The following is a 16,792-nucleotide window of genomic DNA, read 5'->3' as shown; positions in this document are numbered from 1 at the left end:
ATCATGGAAGTCGATCTGCACAAACTGAAAGTTAACGATCCGTTTCTGGGTCAGTATCAGCAACTGGTGCGTGATGTCGTCATTCCCTACCAGTGGGAGGCCCTCAATGACCGGATCGCCGAGGCTGAGCCCAGCCATGCGATAGAAAACTTCCGTATCGCCGCAGGTCAGCAGGCAGGAGAATTCTACGGAATGGTGTTCCAGGATAGCGATGTGGCGAAATGGCTGGAGGCCGTCGCCTGGTCATTGTGCCAGAAGCCAGATGCGGAACTGGAAAAAACCGCCGACGAGGTGATTGAACTGATTGCCGCCGCGCAATGTGAAGATGGTTATCTGAACACCTATTTTACGGTGAAAGCGCCCGGGGAACGCTGGACCAATCTCGCCGAATGCCATGAATTGTACTGTGCCGGTCACCTGATTGAGGCTGGGGTGGCATTCTTCCAGGCGACCAGTAAACGCCGCCTGCTGGAGGTGGCATGTCGCCTCGCCGATCATATCGACAGCGTGTTTGGTCCCGACGACAATCAACTGCACGGCTACCCGGGACACCCTGAAATAGAGCTGGCGTTAATGCGTTTGTACGATGTGACTCAGGAACCACGCTATATGGCGCTGGCTAATTACTTCGTTGAACAGCGTGGGACACAGCCGCATTTCTATGACATCGAGTATGAAAAACGCGGCAAAACTTCCTTCTGGAATACCTATGGGCCGGCGTGGATGGTGATGGATAAACCCTACAGCCAGGCGCATTTGCCGCTTGCCGAACAGACCACCGCTGTGGGTCACGCGGTTCGCTTTGTTTATTTAATGGCCGGCGTAGCGCACCTTGCGCGCCTGAGCAAGAACGAAGGCAAACGCCAGGATTGCCTGCGGTTATGGAAAAACATGGTCCAGCGTCAGCTGTATATTACGGGCGGCATTGGCTCACAGAGCAGCGGGGAAGCCTTCAGCAGCGATTACGACCTGCCGAATGATACCGTTTATGCGGAAAGCTGCGCCTCTATCGGGCTGATGATGTTCGCGCGCCGCATGCTGGAACTGGAAGCCGACAGCCAATATGCTGATGTAATGGAGCGCGCGCTGTACAATACCGTTCTGGGCGGTATGGCGCTGGACGGTAAACATTTCTTTTACGTCAACCCCTTGGAAGTGCAGCCTAAGTCTTTAAAATTCAATCATATTTATGACCATGTTAAGCCTGTTCGTCAGCGTTGGTTCGGCTGTGCCTGCTGCCCACCGAATATCGCTCGTCTTCTGACCTCACTGGGGCATTATATCTACACGCCACGCGAGGAGGCGTTGTATATCAATCTCTATGTCGGCAATCAGGTCGAGATCCCGGTTGGGGAAAAGACGTTACGCCTGCGTATCAGCGGTGACTATCCCTGGCGGGAACAGGTCAAAATTGTCATCGAATCACCGTCAACAGTGAACCATACGCTGGCGCTGCGTCTACCTGACTGGTGCGAGGGTCCGCACATCACCCTGAACGGCGCGCCGGTCACGCAGGATATTCGCCAGGGCTATCTGCATATCCATCATCTCTGGCAGGAAGGTGACACCCTGATGCTTACCTTGCCGATGCCGGTTCGCCGGGTATATGGCAATCCGCTTGTTCGTCACCAGGCAGGCCAGGTCGCGCTGCAGCGCGGTCCACTGGTCTATTGTCTCGAACAAGCTGATAACGGCGAAGCGCTGCATAACCTGCTGCTGCCACGCGATGCCAGGTTCACGGTGTTTGAAGGAAAGGGGCTGTTTGCTCGCAACATGTTGATTCAGGCTCCAGGCTACAGAAAACATGCAGAAAACGCCGACGCGCAGAATCTCTGGAGCTACGATCACCCGCTGGCCACCCCCCATTCACAGACGCTGACCTTTATTCCCTGGTTTAGCTGGGCAAACCGCGGAGAAGGCGAAATGCGTATCTGGGTACGGGAAGCCGAATAAGGCCCGGCACAGCGCGACCTCCTCTTCCCCGGCAACACAGCGTTCGCTGTCCGCCGGGGAGCAGGCGTTAATGATTACAGAAACAACGCCTTATCGCGCAGGATATGATCGTTGCCGCGACGGCGGGTGAAGCCAATCCGATCGAAATATTCCAGGATCTGGATCGCCAGCTTCCGCCCTACGTTTAAGGTATCGCGAAAATCCGCCGCGCAGGTTGACCCGCGCAGTTGATCCAGCTCGCGCACCCGCTGGGCGAACTGCACAATGCGATCGTTGCGGTAGTAACGATCCTTGACGATCGCGGTAATTATCCCCTGCTGCGCCGCCTGGCGCAGCACCGCGCGCATCAGGGACTCTTCAACATGGACTTCGCGCGCGAGATCGCGCACCCACCAGGGATCATCGCCGAACAGGGCCTCCACCTTCTGCCAGACCGCCTGCTGCTCGTCGGTAAACCCGGCTTTATGCTCGGGCAGATGCAGCCAGCCGTGATGGCTGCGGACTAAGCCGCTCTCGCGCATCTGCTCAATCAGCAGCAGCACCAGCGCTTCATCTTCCATCGGCAGCGCGATGCGGCGCAGGCGCTCCCGGCCAGGGCCCGGCTCGTCGCGATGCTGTTCATGGTAGCGCGCCAGGGCATCCAACAATTTTCGCTGCCAGCGGGCGGCAAGCGGCGCGCTAAGCAAGCGCTGTCCGGCCTGCAGATAGTCAGGCCGCTGGATCAAGGCCGCCATTCCGGTTTCACTCAGCTGCCGAGCCCAGGCGAAGCGCTCAAGCCGGACGGCGTCCCGCTGCAGATGCAGCTCCAGGGCCTGCGCATCGTCAGCGCCAACCGCCGCCAGGGCGTGCAACCACTGCAAATACTCCGGTTTACGCTTGCCGCGGCGCGGGGGATCCAGCGTCACCACTCGTGCGCCGGCCAACGTCAAGCGAGCAGAGATATCGCGTAGTACCAGCCGGTCGTTATCCGCCAGCCACAGCGGGGTATCCAGCACCAGCTCCGCCAGGTCGCCCTCAAGGAGCGACACCCGGCCGGTGATGTGGCTGGCAGCGTGGTGAATATGCAGCGGCTGCCACTGGCTGAGTGGCGTATGGCACTGCAGTTCGACAATCACCCGCTCTGCAGGCTCCGGCGGCGGGGTAGAGAGCAGCCAGTCGCCGCGGTGCAATGCCTCTTTCTGCGCATCGCCGACAATGTTCAGCGCAATACGCTGCCCGGCTTGCGCCTGCTCAACCGCTTGATTCTGGGCATGCAGACCGCGGACGCGCATCGGCGTGTTGACGCCGGTAAGCCACAGGGTATCCCCGACCCGTACTTCGCCGGAGAGCGCCGTCCCGGTGACCACCAGCCCCGCCCCTTTGACGGTGAAAGCGCGATCCAGCGCCAGGCGAAAACGCCGCTGCTGCGGATGGGGGCGCTCCGCAAGCTGCAGCAGATGGCTGCGCAGTTCGGCAATACCGAGGTTTTCCACCGCCGCGGTGGGGAAGAAAGCGGCGGCGTCAAAGCCAAGTTCGCGCAGGGCCTGCTCGACCTCCGCCTGAACCTCCGCCACCCGGGCGGCCGTCACGCGGTCCGTCTTGGTGAGCGCCACGGTCAGCGTCGGCTTTCCGGTCAGCTGCAGGATCGCCAGGTGTTCGCGGGTTTGCGCCATCACCCCGTCATCGCAGGCCACCACCAGCAGCGCATGGTCGATCCCACCCACCCCCGCCAGCATGTTGGACAAAAACTTTTCGTGCCCGGGCACGTCAATAAACCCCAGCACCCGCCCGTCCGGCTGCGGCCAGTAGGCATAGCCGAGATCGATCGTCATTCCCCGCGCTTTCTCTTCCGGCAGACGATCGGCATTCACGCCGGTTATCGCCTGCAGCAGCGTCGTTTTGCCGTGGTCAACATGTCCAGCGGTGGCAATAATCATCGTAACAACATCTCCATAAACCGGGTTTCATCTTCCAGACAGCGCAGATCCAGCCAGAGCCGGCCGTCATAAATGCGGCCAATCACCGGGCATGGCAGCCTGCGCCAGCGGGCCGCCAAAGCCTCCAGCCGGCTGCCGCGGCCGTCATGGGGGGTAAAGGTCAACGCCGCGCCAGGCAGACGGTCGACGGGTAACGAGCCGCTGCCAATCTGCGACTGGCAGGCTGCCACGTTGACGGCAAAATCAGCATAGTGTGCCGCCAGGGCAGGCTGCAGGCGTTCAGCCTGCAAGCGGATCTCGTCCGCCGGGCGGGTGAGCAGGCGCAGCGTCGGTAAGGTTTCCCGCAGCGCTTCCGGATGCTGATAGAGGCGCAGCGTGGCTTCCAGCGCCGCGAGAGTCATTTTATCCGCGCGCAGGGCCCGCTTCAGCGGATGGCTCTGCAGGCGGGCAATCAGCGCGCGTTTGCCGACGATAATTCCGGCCTGCGGGCCGCCGAGCAGCTTGTCGCCAGAGAAACTGACCAGGCTCACCCCGGCGGCGATCATCTCTTGCGGCATCGGCTCCTTCGGCAGGCCATACTGACTGAGATCCACCAGCGACCCGCTGCCCAGGTCGGCCACTACCGGGACGTCCAGCTCGCGGCCGATGACCGCCAGCTCCGCTTCGTCGACGGCTTTGGTAAAGCCTTCAATGCTGTAGTTGCTGGTGTGGACCTTCATCAGCAGGGCGGTATTGTCATTCACCGCCTGGCGATAGTCTTTGGCGTGGGTGCGGTTGGTGGTGCCCACTTCGTGCAGCTGACAACCTGCCTGACGCATCACGTCGGGAATGCGGAACGCCCCGCCGATCTCCACCAGCTCGCCGCGGGAGACCACCACCTCCCTGCCGCTGGCGGTGGCCGCCAGCATCAGCAGCACGGCCGCCGCGTTGTTGTTCACGATACAGGCATCTTCCGCGCCGGTGATCTGGCACAGCAGATCGGCAATAGCGCGATCGCGATGGCCGCGCCCGGCGTCGTCGAGATCATATTCGAGCGTCACCGGCGCGCGCATCGCGCTGACGACCGCCTCCACCGCCGCCTCAGCCTGGATGGCGCGCCCGAGATTGGTGTGCAGCACCGTACCGGTGAGATTAAACACCGGACGCAGGGCGCTCTGCCGGCTGGCGGTCAGCCGCTGCGCGCAGGCACTCAGCCAGTCATGGCTCCAGTCAGGCAGTGTCTGACACTGGCGGATCTGTTCCCGCGCCTCGTCCAGCATCTGGCGCAGCTGCGTCACCACCTGCGAATGGCCGTGCTGCGCCAGCAGGGAGGAAAAAGCGGGGTCGCGGAGTAAGCGGTCAATGGCCGGAAGCCGGGTATAAAGCGCACGAATTTCGGTAGTCATGAATGGGCCTGGCGGTAAGTTATTTTCCCCCCTCCCGACGGGAGAGGGAGTCAACAATCAGCGGCGATTGTAACGCCTCCTTGCGCAAACTGTTACCTGCCTGGGTCAAGTCCGCGGCGGTTCGGTGCGCGCAAAGCTGGCGCGCTGGAACAGCGCATCCACCAACTTCACCAACTGCGGCCGGGTGGCGCACCAGCCCGGCGCCACCCGGCGAAAGTTCAGGTAGGCAATGGCGCAGGCCGTAGAGATGGTCGCCAGATTGACCTCGTCGCCGCGTAGCGTTCCGTCCGCCGCGCAGGCTTCCAGCCTGTCGAGGCCGCGCGCCACTTTCTCCCGCTGGCGGAGCAGCTCTTGCTCTGACTGTTGGGCCGCAGGGCGAGCTTTTTCGCGCACCAGCGCCTGGGCGGCCTCCATCACCCCATCTGCCAGCGCTTCAAGCTGGCGCATCCTGAGAGCGGCTCTGGGATCGGCGGGGATCATCGGCGGCGCCACGCCCAGCAGCTCGAGATACTGCGCGATAACCGGAGAATCAAACCAGCATTCGCCGTCATCTGTCACCAGCGCCGGCACTTTGCCCAGCGGGTTATAGCGCGACACGCCGTTGCTTTCGCTGTAGGGGGATTCGTTGACAAATTCAAAAGGGATGCGCTTTTCCAGCAGGATCACCGATATTTTGCGCACAAAGGGACTGGTGTAGCTGCCGATCAGTTTCATAGCCTGCTCCTTATCGCCAACAAAGATATGAGTATGGCTCAGGGCGAGGTAAAAGGCAGGTGAGCATCCCGCTCAACCTGCCGCCGATCGCATTAATGGTCGAGATAGAGGTAGTGCATCCAGCTGGTCATGCGCAGCAGCACTTTACGCATCACCGAAACGTGGGCGAAATGGTCGGAGTAGACCGCCACCTGCGCATAGATGCCATCGGGTAGTGCATCGATTTCGGCATTCGGATCGAGCTCAATGGTCGCCAGCACGCCATCGCTGCCCGGCGTCACGGTCAGCGACTGCAACGCCCCCTGCGCCTGATAGGTTCCCCCCGGTACCACCGGTAAAATGCTCACCAGTTTGCCGTGGAATACCTGTCCGGGCAGGGCATTAAACACCGCTTCCGCGTCGTCGCCCTTCTCCAGCCTTAACAGCGAATTTTGCCTGAACTGGGCGACGATCAGCCTTTTTTGCTCAGGGATAAACACCATCACCGGCCGCAGCGGCAGCGAGGCAGCGTAGGTCCCCGGACGGATCAACACTTGAGTGATATACCCATCGCTGGGCGCCCGCACGGTAGTCTGGTCGAGATTGTACTTCGCCTCCGCCAGCTGGGCGCGCAGGCTAACCACCTGCGACTGCTCGCCGTTGATCATGCTGTCCAGCTGGCTCTGGATCTGCGCCTGTTCCGCTACCGACGCCTTGACCAGCGCGTCCTGAGCCAGGTAATTCTGCCGGGCGTTATCGATGTCGCTTTCTGAGAAGGGATTCACCCGGGCCTGGCTCCCTTTCAGGTAACGTTGATAGTCTTTATATAAGCGATCGCGTTCCGCCGATACGCGGGTGGTGTTGGCCTGGGCTTCAGAGAGCTGCGCCTTGAGGGTGTTAATACTGTGCAGCGCTGTCACCAGGTCGGCCTGCAGACGGTCGACCCGCGCCTGATAGCGCGCCGGGTCAATAGTAAAAAGCACCTCGCCCTTTTTGACGCGCTGATTCGCTTTGTCGGTGACGCTGTCAACTACTCCGGTAACCTGCGGCGTGATAGGAATAGATATCACCGCCTTTTGCGCCAGAAAGGTGTAAGGGTGGTTATAGTTCATTAATAAAATAAGCGCGCTAACAATAAATACGCCCCCAAGCGCCGCGGTGGGAACTGTCCATTTATTTACCGGTATTTTGAAAATTTTAAATATCGACCAGGCGATAGCCACGTAGGTCAAAATTATCAACAGATCCATAGTTTATTTCTCCGCCGCAGAGGTGGACTGTGGCCGCTGGATGGCCGCCACCTGATGTTCAAGGTCGCTCAGTCGTTGGCGAAGCTGTTGTATATCGCTTTCTTTTTCAGGTTCGTCGGGGTCCGTATTCGCCTTATGCTGCATGCCCCAGCCGCGCTCAGGTTGGTACAGCGTGGCCCATATCCATAAAAACGGCCAGATGACGTGGAGAGTAAAAAGACTGACCCATCCGGCGACATGAATAGCATCGGAATGGGGGTGGTTGCGTTTTTTGGCAATCAAATAAGGAATATCGTGAATAACGATAATCCCATAAAAAATGACCAGAAAAACGAAGATCAGAACACCCAGCGCAAAATAATTGAGAAACATAATTCCCTCGGCTTTACGCTAATAATTTATATAAATTTTATTCACGACCCACTGACATCCGGGCCGCTGATTTGAGCATAATTCACCCCTTTCATTTTTGCCATCCGGTGGAAAAAAGTTATTTAACCAACATGGTTGCTTAGTTACACAGCCACCTCGCCCTGGCCGCAAAACCGGGCCGAGATCACAGCGGCGAAAATCCACCGTGAAATTCTTTGTGATCAAAATCACAAACAAACAACAAAAACACGAAACAAAATTGTGACAAATATCACACAAAATCGCAGATTAGCGGCAAAAACGACGGTCTGTTGTTTTTTTACACAGCAATTATGTGATCACAATCGCTACAAAACCCACCGCGCACCCTATATTCATGTGATCTACATCACATAAAAAGGCGTTGGCTGGACAGCTAAACGATTCAGTGCCAGATTTCGCACTATCAATCAGGGCCCGGCTACCTCTGCCGCCACATTAACAACAAACCTCGGGCTTTTAGCCTGCGCGATACGCAAAACAGAAGAAGGGGTGTTTTATGTCATCCGATATCAAGATCAAAGTGCAAAGCTTTGGTCGTTTTCTCAGCAATATGGTGATGCCGAATATCGGCGCGTTTATCGCGTGGGGTATCATCACCGCGCTTTTCATTCCGACAGGGTGGTTGCCAAACGAAACGCTGGCGAAGCTGGTCGGTCCGATGATCACCTACCTGCTGCCGCTGCTGATCGGTTACACCGGCGGTAAATTAGTCGGCGGCGAACGTGGCGGCGTGGTCGGGGCGATCACCACCATGGGCGTTATCGTCGGCGCGGATATGCCGATGTTCCTCGGCTCCATGATTGCCGGCCCGCTGGGCGGCTACTGCATCAAGAAGTTCGATAACTGGGTCGACGGTAAGATCAAATCCGGTTTTGAAATGCTGGTGAATAACTTCTCCGCCGGCATCATCGGGATGATCCTCGCTATTCTTGCCTTCCTCGGCATCGGCCCGGCGGTAGAAGTTCTGTCGAAAATTCTGGCGGCTGGCGTTAACTTCATGGTGGCGCACGACATGCTGCCGCTGGCGTCTATCTTCGTGGAACCGGCGAAAATCCTGTTCCTTAACAACGCCATCAACCACGGTATCTTCTCGCCGCTGGGTATTCAGCAGTCCCACGAGCTGGGTAAATCCATCTTCTTCCTGATTGAAGCGAACCCGGGTCCGGGGATGGGCGTTCTGCTGGCGTACATGTTCTTTGGCCGCGGCAGCGCTAAACAGTCTGCAGGCGGGGCGGCTATCATCCACTTCCTGGGTGGTATCCATGAAATCTATTTCCCGTACGTGCTGATGAACCCGCGTCTGATCCTGGCCGTTATCCTCGGCGGGATGACCGGTGTCTTCACCCTGACCATCCTCAACGGCGGTCTGGTCTCTCCGGCTTCCCCGGGCTCTATCCTGGCGGTGCTGGCGATGACGCCGAAAGGAGCCTACTTCGCGAACATCGCAGCCATTATCGCCGCGATGGCGGTCTCCTTCGTGGTCTCTGCGGTTCTGCTGAAGACCAGCAAAGTCAAAGAAGAAGACGATATCGAAGCCGCGACGCGTCGTATGCATGACATGAAGGCGCAATCAAAAGGCGCCAACCCGCTGGCGGCAGGCAATGTCACCAACGACCTGAGCCATGTGCGGAAAATCATCGTCGCTTGCGACGCCGGGATGGGGTCCAGCGCCATGGGCGCCGGGGTACTACGCAAGAAAGTGCAGGATGCCGGCCTGAGCAACATCTCGGTCACCAACAGCGCGATCAATAATCTGCCGCCGGATGTTGACCTGGTGATCACCCACCGCGACCTGACCGAGCGCGCCATGCGCCAGGTACCGCAGGCACAGCATATTTCGCTGACCAACTTCCTCGACAGCGGTCTCTACACCAGCCTGACCGAGCGTCTGGTGGCGGCCCAGCGCCACATCGACAACGAAGTCAAAGTCACCGATAGCCTGAAAGACAGCTTTGATGATACTGACAAAAACCTGTTCAAGCTGGGTGCGGATAACATCTTCCTCGGTCGCAAAGCGGCCACAAAAGAAGAAGCCATCCGCTTCGCCGGCGAGCAACTGGTGAAAGGCGGCTACGTCGAGCCGGAATATGTGCAGGCGATGCTGGACCGCGAAAAACTGACCTCGACCTATCTTGGCGAGTCCATCGCGGTGCCGCACGGCACCATCGAAGCGAAAGACCGCGTGCTGAAAACCGGCGTCGTCTTCTGCCAGTACCCGGAAGGGGTGCGCTTTGGGGAAGATGAAGACGATGTTGCCCGCCTGGTGATCGGCATCGCCGCCCGCAACAACGAGCACATTCAGGTGATTACCAGCCTGACCAACGCGCTGGATGACGAAACGGTGATTGAGCGACTCGCGAACACCACCAGCGTCGACGACGTACTGGCGCTGCTGAATAAATAAACAGCCGGTCCATTCCCTCTCCTTTTTGGAGAGGGTTTGGGTGAGGGGAAAAGCCTCACCCCAGCCCTCTCAGGTAAAAACATTAATTGAAGGTTAATACTATGAAAGCATTACATTTTGGCGCAGGTAATATCGGACGTGGCTTTATCGGTAAACTGCTGGCCGACGCGGGCATCGAGCTGACGTTTGCCGATGTTAATCAGACCGTACTTGATGCCCTGAATGCCCGTCATAGCTACCAGGTTCACGTCGTTGGCGAAAATGAGCAGGTGGATACCGTCTCCGGCGTGAATGCCGTCAGCAGCATTGGCGACGAGGTCGTGGATCTGATCGCCAGCGTCGACCTGGTGACCACCGCCGTCGGTCCCGTGGTCCTTGAGCGCATCGCCCCGGCCATCGCCAAAGGGCTAGCGAAGCGCAAAGCGCAGGGCACCGAACGCCCGCTGAACATTATCGCCTGCGAAAATATGGTGCGCGGCACCACGCAGTTAAAAGGCCACGTATTTAACGCCCTGGCGGAGGAAGATAAGGCCTGGGTGGAAACCCATATCGGCTTCGTCGACTCCGCCGTTGACCGTATCGTGCCGCCATCGGCGTCCGCTACCCATGACCCGCTGGAAGTCACCGTGGAAACCTTCAGCGAATGGATCGTCGATAAAACCCAGTTCAAGGGCGAACTGCCGACCATCCCGGGAATGGAATTAACTGATAACCTGATGGCATTTGTCGAGCGCAAGCTCTTCACCTTGAACACCGGGCATGCTATAACCGCCTACCTCGGAAAACTGGCGGGCCACCAGACGATTCGCGATGCGATCCTCGACGAGAAAATTCGGGCCGTCGTGCAGGGCGCGATGGAGGAGAGCGGCGCGGTGCTGATCAAACGCTACGCCTTTGACCCGCAGAAGCACGCGGCTTATATCCAGAAAATTCTTGGCCGTTTCGAGAACCCGTACCTGAAAGACGATGTTGAGCGCGTTGGCCGTCAGCCGCTGCGCAAACTGAGCGCCGGCGACCGTTTAATTAAGCCGCTGCTGGGTACACTGGAATACGGCCTGCCGCACCGCAACCTGGTGAAAGGGATCGCGGCGGCGATGCATTTCCGTAGCGAAGACGATCCGCAGGCTCAGGAGCTGGCGGCGCTGATCGCCGACAAGGGGCCGCAGGCCGCGCTGGCCCAGATTTCCGGCCTTGACGCGGCAAGCGATGTCGTCGCGGAGGCCGTTAACGACTACAACGCGGTAAAATGATGCACAACCTGGCGCGACCGACGTCGCGCCCATTACGACTCCTGTCAGATATGCAGGCAATGATGGAAGAAACACAAGCATTTGAAAACCGTGTGCTTGAGCGTCTGAATGCTGGCAAAACCGTACGAAGCTTCCTGATCGCCACCGTCGAGCTGTTAACGGAAGCGGTCAATATTCTGGTGCTTCAGGTGTTCCGTAAAGACGACTACGCGGTGAAATACGCCGTCGAGCCCTTGCTGGAGGGCAGCGGGCCGCTCGGCGATCTCTCTGTACGCCTGAAGCTGATTTATGGCCTTGGGGTGATAAGTCGTGCCGAATATGAAGACGCCGAGCTGCTGATGGCCCTGCGCGAGGAGCTTAATCACGACGGCAATGAGTACAGCTTTACCGACGACGAAATTATCGGTCCGTTCGGCGAACTGCACTGCGTCGCCGCCCTGCCGCCAACGCCGCAGTTTGATGACAGCGACGCCGAACTGCTGGCAATGCAGAAACTGCGTTACCAGCAGATGGTGCGTTCAACGATGGTGTTGTCCCTGACTGAGCTGATTTCACGAATCAGCTTAAAAAAAGCCTTCCAGAAATCAACGCTCTGATTCCGGCTCCGTCTGGTCGCAGGTCGGCCGGTAAAGCTGACGATAATATTCCAGACGCTGCAGAAACAACGCTTCCTTATCCTGCGGGATATCTCGCGGTACATGCTGCAGCCGCGGAGACTTTTTCAAATACTCCATAAACGCCTGACTGGAAGCCATAAAATCAACCGCTTTGTCGATTAAACGTGGTACGCCGTCGCCGATCTTTGCCATCACGTCCTCCTTTTGGGAATAATCTGATTAAGCATTAGCCAATTCACCGGCGTGGGTTAAGGAAAACGTGCTTATCTGCCGACCGGCTTCACAGAAATGAAATTAGAGCGGGTATCAGAAAGAATATTAATAAAATTCAAATTATTAGCAGGTTCAGGTATCGTATTCTGACGGCGATTAACGGCGAATTTTTGATAAATAGCTATCAACAATAGCGGTCACGGCACATACTATAGGCGAATGAAGCCCCTTTATTAACAGATCAAATCACCATGAAAGAAGTCGAAAAGAATGAAATCAAACGTCTGAGCGATCGTCTCGACGCCATCCGCCACCAGCAGGCCGAGCTGTCGCTGGTGGAAGCCGCCGATAAATACGCTGAGCTGGAAAAAGAAAAAGCCACTCTGGAAACGGAGATTGAACGTCTGCGTTCCGTCCAGAGCCAGAAGCTGAGCAAAGAGGCGCAAAAGCTGATGAGCCTGCCGTTCCGTCGCGCGATTACCAAAAAAGAGCAGGCCGATATGGGCAAGCTGAAGAAAAGCGTCCGCGGCCTGGTGGTCGTCCATCCGATGACCGCCCTGGGCCGGGAAATGGGTCTGAAAGAGATGACCGGTTTCGCCCGCAGCGAATTCTAATCCCCAGCCCTCTCCGTCCGGAGAGGGTTATTCTGTCCTACCGCCACCCTTTTTCGTCCCCTGCTGGCAGATTGGTCCAACCAATAAATTCATCTACCCCCCAGCAGTTCACAAATCCATCAAAATGCATCACAAACCCGTTGCCTAAGAGTAACATCTGGTTAACCATTCGTTGTCATCAACCCTGCTATCCCTAATTGGCCGGGCCAATTTTACCTAAGACGGATTCGGCAATGAGCGCAGACTCAGCCCACTCGTCCTGGCGGCCCGATGGAGACCCTGCATGAATCTCTGGCAACAAAACTACGATCCCGCCGGTAATATCTGGTTATCCAGTCTTATCGCATCGCTACCGATTCTGTTTTTCTTTTTTGCGCTGATTAAGCTCAAACTGAAAGGCTATCTCGCCGCTACCTGGACCGTTGCGATCGCCCTGGCCGTTGCATTGCTGTTCTATAAAATGCCGGTGGACCGCGCCCTGGCCTCGGTAGTGTATGGCTTCTTCTACGGACTGTGGCCCATCGCGTGGATTATTATCGCCGCGGTCTTTGTCTATAAAATCTCGGTGAAGACCGGACAGTTCGACATTATCCGCTCGTCGATCCTGTCAATTACGCCTGACCAACGCCTGCAGATGCTGATCGTCGGATTCTCGTTCGGCGCCTTTCTCGAAGGGGCAGCGGGGTTTGGCGCGCCGGTGGCGATTACCGCCGCGCTGCTGGTCGGCCTCGGGTTTAACCCGCTGTATGCGGCTGGCCTGTGCCTGATCGTCAACACCGCGCCGGTGGCCTTCGGCGCGATGGGCATCCCAATCCTGGTAGCCGGCCAGGTAACCGGTATCGACAGCTTCGCCATCGGCCAGATGGTGGGCCGCCAGCTGCCGTTCCTGACCATTATCGTGCTGTTCTGGATCATGGCCATCATGGATGGCTGGCGGGGCATCAAAGAGACCTGGCCGGCGGTGATGGTCGCAGGCGGCTCGTTCGCTATCGCCCAGTACCTCAGCTCTAACTTCCTTGGCCCGGAGCTGCCGGACATCATCTCATCGCTGGTCTCCCTGGTCTGCCTGACCCTGTTCCTCAAACGCTGGCAGCCGGTGCGCATCTTCCGCTTTGGCGACATCGGCGCCTCGCAGGTGGATATGACGCTGGCCCGCACGCGCTACACCGCAGGACAAGTGATCCGCGCCTGGTCGCCGTTCCTGTTCCTGACCGCCACCGTAACCCTGTGGAGCGTGCCGCCGTTCAAAGCGCTGTTCGCACCGGGCGGCGCGATGTATGACTTCGTCATCAATTTTTCGGTGCCGTTCCTCGACAAAATGGTCGCCCGCATGCCGCCGGTGGTCAGCGCCGCGACGCCTTACGCCGCCATCTATAAGTTTGACTGGCTGTCGGCAACCGGCACCGCCATTCTGTTCGCCGCCCTGCTGTCCATCGTCTGGCTGCGTATGAAGCCGAAAGACGCGCTGACCACCTTCGCCGGGACGCTGAAGGACCTGGCGCTGCCGATCTACTCTATCGGCATGGTGCTGGCGTTCGCCTTTATCTCCAACTACTCCGGGCTGTCGTCAACCCTGGCCCTGGCGCTGGCCCATACCGGCCACGCGTTTACCTTCTTCTCGCCGTTCCTGGGCTGGCTGGGGGTATTCCTGACCGGTTCGGACACCTCGTCTAACGCCCTGTTCGCCGCGCTGCAGGCAACGGCGGCGCAGCAGATTGGCGTCTCCGATATCCTGCTGGTCGCGGCCAATACCACCGGCGGCGTCACCGGCAAGATGATTTCCCCACAGTCGATCGCCATCGCCTGCGCCGCGGTTGGCCTGGTGGGTAAAGAGTCGGATCTGTTCCGCTTTACCGTCAAACACAGCCTGATCTTCACCTGTATGGTGGGCCTGATCACCACGCTGCAGGCCTACGTTTTAACCTGGATGATCCCGTGATAGTGATGCCTAAACGCCTGGCCGACGATGTAGCCCGTCGCGTCCGGGCGCTGATTGAAGAACAACAGCTGGAGGCGGGCATGCGACTGCCCGCCGAGCGTCAGCTCGCCGCTCAGCTCGGCGTCTCGCGCAATTCCCTGCGCGAAGCGCTGGCGATGCTGGTCAATGAAGGGGTACTGCTGAGCCGTCGAGGCGGTGGCACTTTCGTCCGCTTTCAGCATGAACCGTGGTCGGAGCAAAACATCGTCCAGCCGCTGAAGATGCTACTAGCCGATGACCCTGACTACAGCTTCGACATCCTCGAGGCCCGCCACGCCATCGAAGCCAGCACCGCGTGGCACGCGGCGATGCGGGCCACCGACGCTGATAAAGAAAAAATTCGCCTGTGCTTTGAAGCGACCCAGAGCGAAGACCCGGATATCGCCTCGCAGGCGGACGTCCGCTTCCATCTGGCCATCGCCGAAGCCTCACATAACGTGGTGCTCCTGCAAACCATGCGCGGCTTTTTCGACCTGCTGCACTCCTCCGTCAAGCAGAGCCGTCAGCGTATGTATCTGGTGCCGCCGGTATTTGCCCGCCTGACCGAACAGCACCAGGCCGTCATGGAGGCGATTGTCGCCGGCGACGCCGAGGCGGCGCGCCAGGCGATGATGGCCCACTTAGGCTTTGTCCACGCCACCATTAAACGTTTTGATGAAGACCAGGCCCGCCAGGCGCGAATTACCCGCCTGCCCGGCGATGCTATTGATAATTCCAGGGAGAATTCGTGATGATTATTTCCGCCGCCAGCGACTATCGCGCCGCCGCCCAGCGTATCCTGCCGCCTTTCCTGTTCCACTATATCGACGGCGGGGCTTACGCCGAACATACCCTGCGCCGCAACGTGGAAGATCTCTCCGACGTGGCGTTACGCCAGCGTATTCTGCGCAATATGTCGGACCTGAGCCTCGAGACCACCCTCTTCAACGAGAAGCTGGCGATGCCGACGGCGCTGGCGCCGGTGGGGCTGTGCGGGATGTACGCCCGCCGCGGCGAAGTGCAGGCCGCTGGCGCAGCGGATGACAAAGGTATTCCGTTTACCCTCTCCACCGTTTCCGTCTGCCCGATCGAAGAGGTCGCCCCGACTATCAAGCGGCCGATGTGGTTCCAGCTGTACGTTCTGCGCGACCGCGGCTTTATGCGCAATGCGCTGGAGCGCGCTAAGGCGGCGGGTTGTTCAACGCTGGTCTTTACCGTCGATATGCCGACCCCCGGCGCCCGCTACCGCGACGCCCATTCCGGCATGAGCGGCCCGAACGCCGCCCTGCGCCGCTACTGGCAGGCGGTCACCCATCCGCAGTGGGCATGGGACGTTGGCCTCAACGGCCGTCCGCACGATCTGGGGAATATCTCCGCCTATCTCGGCCAGCCGACCGGCCTGGAGGATTACATCGGCTGGCTGGCGAATAACTTCGATCCATCGATTTCATGGAAAGACCTCGAGTGGATCCGTGATTTCTGGGACGGTCCGATGGTGATCAAAGGGATCCTCGACCCGGAGGACGCCCGCGACGCGGTGCGCTTTGGCGCCGACGGTATTGTGGTCTCCAACCACGGCGGCCGCCAGCTTGACGGCGTGCTCTCCTCCGCTCGCGCCCTGCCGGCAATTGCCGACGCCGTGAAAGGTGACATTACCATTCTCGCCGACAGCGGCATCCGCAACGGTCTCGACGTCGTGCGGATGATCGCCCTGGGCGCCGACAGCGTACTGCTGGGCCGTGCTTACCTGTACGCCCTGGCGACCCATGGCAAGCAGGGGGTGGCGAATCTGCTGAATCTAATCGAGAAAGAGATGAAGGTGGCGATGACCCTGACCGGCGCGAAAACCATCGCGGACATTAGCCGTGATTCGCTGGTGCAGAACGCGGAGGCGCTGCAGACCTTCGATGCGCTGAAGCAGCATAACGCGGCATAAGCTGCGCCGTTGTGCTCTCTCTCCTCACCCTAACCCTCTCCGTCAGGGAGAGGGAACCGTCCGGCAGCCAGGCTAGCGGTAGCGTTCGCCTTACCCTACGTCCAGGTAAAGTACCGAAGGTTGGGTGAGTCCTTTTACCCGCGTCCTCCGGCCCACCGGCCGGCGCCGGTTTTCCCCCTCTCCCTCAGGG

Annotated in this window: 14 protein-coding genes; 8 read left to right on the top strand and 6 right to left on the bottom strand. The window is 58.8% G+C overall.

Going from position 1 to position 16,792, the window contains the following annotated elements; all coding sequences use genetic code 11:
• The first annotated feature begins 3 nt into the window (after positions 1-3).
• Positions 4-1,953: a glycoside hydrolase family 127 protein gene (locus tag GT756_RS19520; RefSeq protein ID WP_049115155.1), complete on the top strand. Its 1,950-nt coding sequence runs from the start codon at positions 4-6 to the stop codon at positions 1,951-1,953.
• A 74-nt stretch (positions 1,954-2,027) separates the two neighbouring features.
• Here the strand turns inward: GT756_RS19520 and selB are convergent, their stop codons facing one another.
• From selB to GT756_RS19495, 5 genes are all read right to left on the bottom strand, one after another.
• Positions 2,028-3,869: a selenocysteine-specific translation elongation factor gene (gene selB / locus GT756_RS19515; protein ID WP_049115157.1), complete on the bottom strand. Its 1,842-nt coding sequence runs from the start codon at positions 3,867-3,869 to the stop codon at positions 2,028-2,030.
• Positions 3,866-5,254: an L-seryl-tRNA(Sec) selenium transferase gene (gene selA / locus GT756_RS19510; protein WP_065697458.1), complete on the bottom strand. Its 1,389-nt coding sequence runs from the start codon at positions 5,252-5,254 to the stop codon at positions 3,866-3,868. The genes selB and selA overlap by 4 nt, the downstream gene beginning before the upstream one ends.
• Positions 5,255-5,359: 105 nt before the next feature.
• Positions 5,360-5,968, bottom strand: a complete 609-nt coding sequence (locus GT756_RS19505) for a glutathione S-transferase (RefSeq protein WP_017900037.1) — start codon at positions 5,966-5,968, stop codon at positions 5,360-5,362.
• Positions 5,969-6,060: 92 nt separating this feature from the next.
• Positions 6,061-7,197, bottom strand: coding sequence for an HlyD family secretion protein (locus tag GT756_RS19500; RefSeq protein ID WP_004205034.1), 1,137 nt, complete (start codon positions 7,195-7,197; stop codon positions 6,061-6,063).
• A 3-nt stretch (positions 7,198-7,200) separates the two neighbouring features.
• Positions 7,201-7,569, bottom strand: a complete 369-nt coding sequence (locus GT756_RS19495) for a DUF3302 domain-containing protein (RefSeq protein ID WP_004205035.1) — start codon at positions 7,567-7,569, stop codon at positions 7,201-7,203.
• Positions 7,570-8,107: 538 nt separating this feature from the next.
• Here GT756_RS19495 and mtlA point away from each other — a divergent pair.
• The 3 genes from mtlA (at position 8,108) to mtlR (ending at position 11,861) form a co-directional block, all read left to right on the top strand.
• The gene (mtlA, locus tag GT756_RS19490) at positions 8,108-10,015 is read left to right on the top strand and encodes a PTS mannitol transporter subunit IICBA (RefSeq protein ID WP_017900038.1); all 1,908 of its coding nucleotides are present in this window, start codon (positions 8,108-8,110) and stop codon (positions 10,013-10,015) included.
• Positions 10,016-10,116: 101 nt separating this feature from the next.
• Positions 10,117-11,265 carry a mannitol-1-phosphate 5-dehydrogenase gene (gene mtlD, locus GT756_RS19485; protein WP_004205038.1) on the top strand — a complete coding sequence of 383 codons (1,149 nt, stop codon included), beginning with the start codon at positions 10,117-10,119 and terminating at the stop codon, positions 11,263-11,265.
• Positions 11,265-11,861, top strand: a complete 597-nt coding sequence (gene mtlR / locus GT756_RS19480) for a mannitol operon repressor MtlR (RefSeq protein ID WP_002922401.1) — start codon at positions 11,265-11,267, stop codon at positions 11,859-11,861. The genes mtlD and mtlR overlap by 1 nt, the downstream gene beginning before the upstream one ends.
• Here the strand turns inward: mtlR and GT756_RS19475 are convergent.
• Entirely contained in the window at positions 11,850-12,074 is a 225-nt protein-coding gene (locus GT756_RS19475) for a hypothetical protein (protein ID WP_002922402.1), read from the bottom strand. The two genes, mtlR and GT756_RS19475, sit on opposite strands and share 12 nt — an antisense overlap.
• A 272-nt stretch (positions 12,075-12,346) precedes the next feature.
• Here GT756_RS19475 and GT756_RS19470 point away from each other — a divergent pair, with 272 nt between their 5' ends.
• The 4 genes from GT756_RS19470 to lldD all read left to right on the top strand — a co-directional run bounded on the left by GT756_RS19470 (position 12,347) and on the right by lldD (position 16,602).
• Positions 12,347-12,709, top strand: coding sequence for a YibL family ribosome-associated protein (locus GT756_RS19470; RefSeq protein ID WP_002922410.1), 363 nt, complete (start codon positions 12,347-12,349; stop codon positions 12,707-12,709).
• Positions 12,710-12,992: 283 nt separating this feature from the next.
• Positions 12,993-14,648 carry an L-lactate permease gene (gene lldP, locus GT756_RS19465; protein ID WP_004205040.1) on the top strand — a complete coding sequence of 552 codons (1,656 nt, stop codon included), beginning with the start codon at positions 12,993-12,995 and terminating at the stop codon, positions 14,646-14,648.
• Complete coding sequence (gene lldR / locus GT756_RS19460; protein WP_160125012.1) at positions 14,645-15,418, top strand: transcriptional regulator LldR; 774 nt, start codon at positions 14,645-14,647, stop codon at positions 15,416-15,418. Before lldP ends, lldR begins: the two co-directional genes overlap by 4 nt.
• Positions 15,418-16,602 carry an FMN-dependent L-lactate dehydrogenase LldD gene (lldD, locus tag GT756_RS19455; RefSeq protein WP_004205042.1) on the top strand — a complete coding sequence of 395 codons (1,185 nt, stop codon included), beginning with the start codon at positions 15,418-15,420 and terminating at the stop codon, positions 16,600-16,602. The genes lldR and lldD overlap by 1 nt, the downstream gene beginning before the upstream one ends.
• Positions 16,603-16,792: the final 190 nt, after the last annotated feature.

The sequence above is a fragment of the Klebsiella sp. Q2 genome, from assembly GCF_009900705.1.
Taxonomy (GTDB): Bacteria; Pseudomonadota; Gammaproteobacteria; order Enterobacterales; family Enterobacteriaceae; genus Klebsiella; species Klebsiella quasipneumoniae.
Note: the sequence above shows the minus strand (reverse complement) of the source record. Positions and strands in the feature narration are given on the sequence as shown.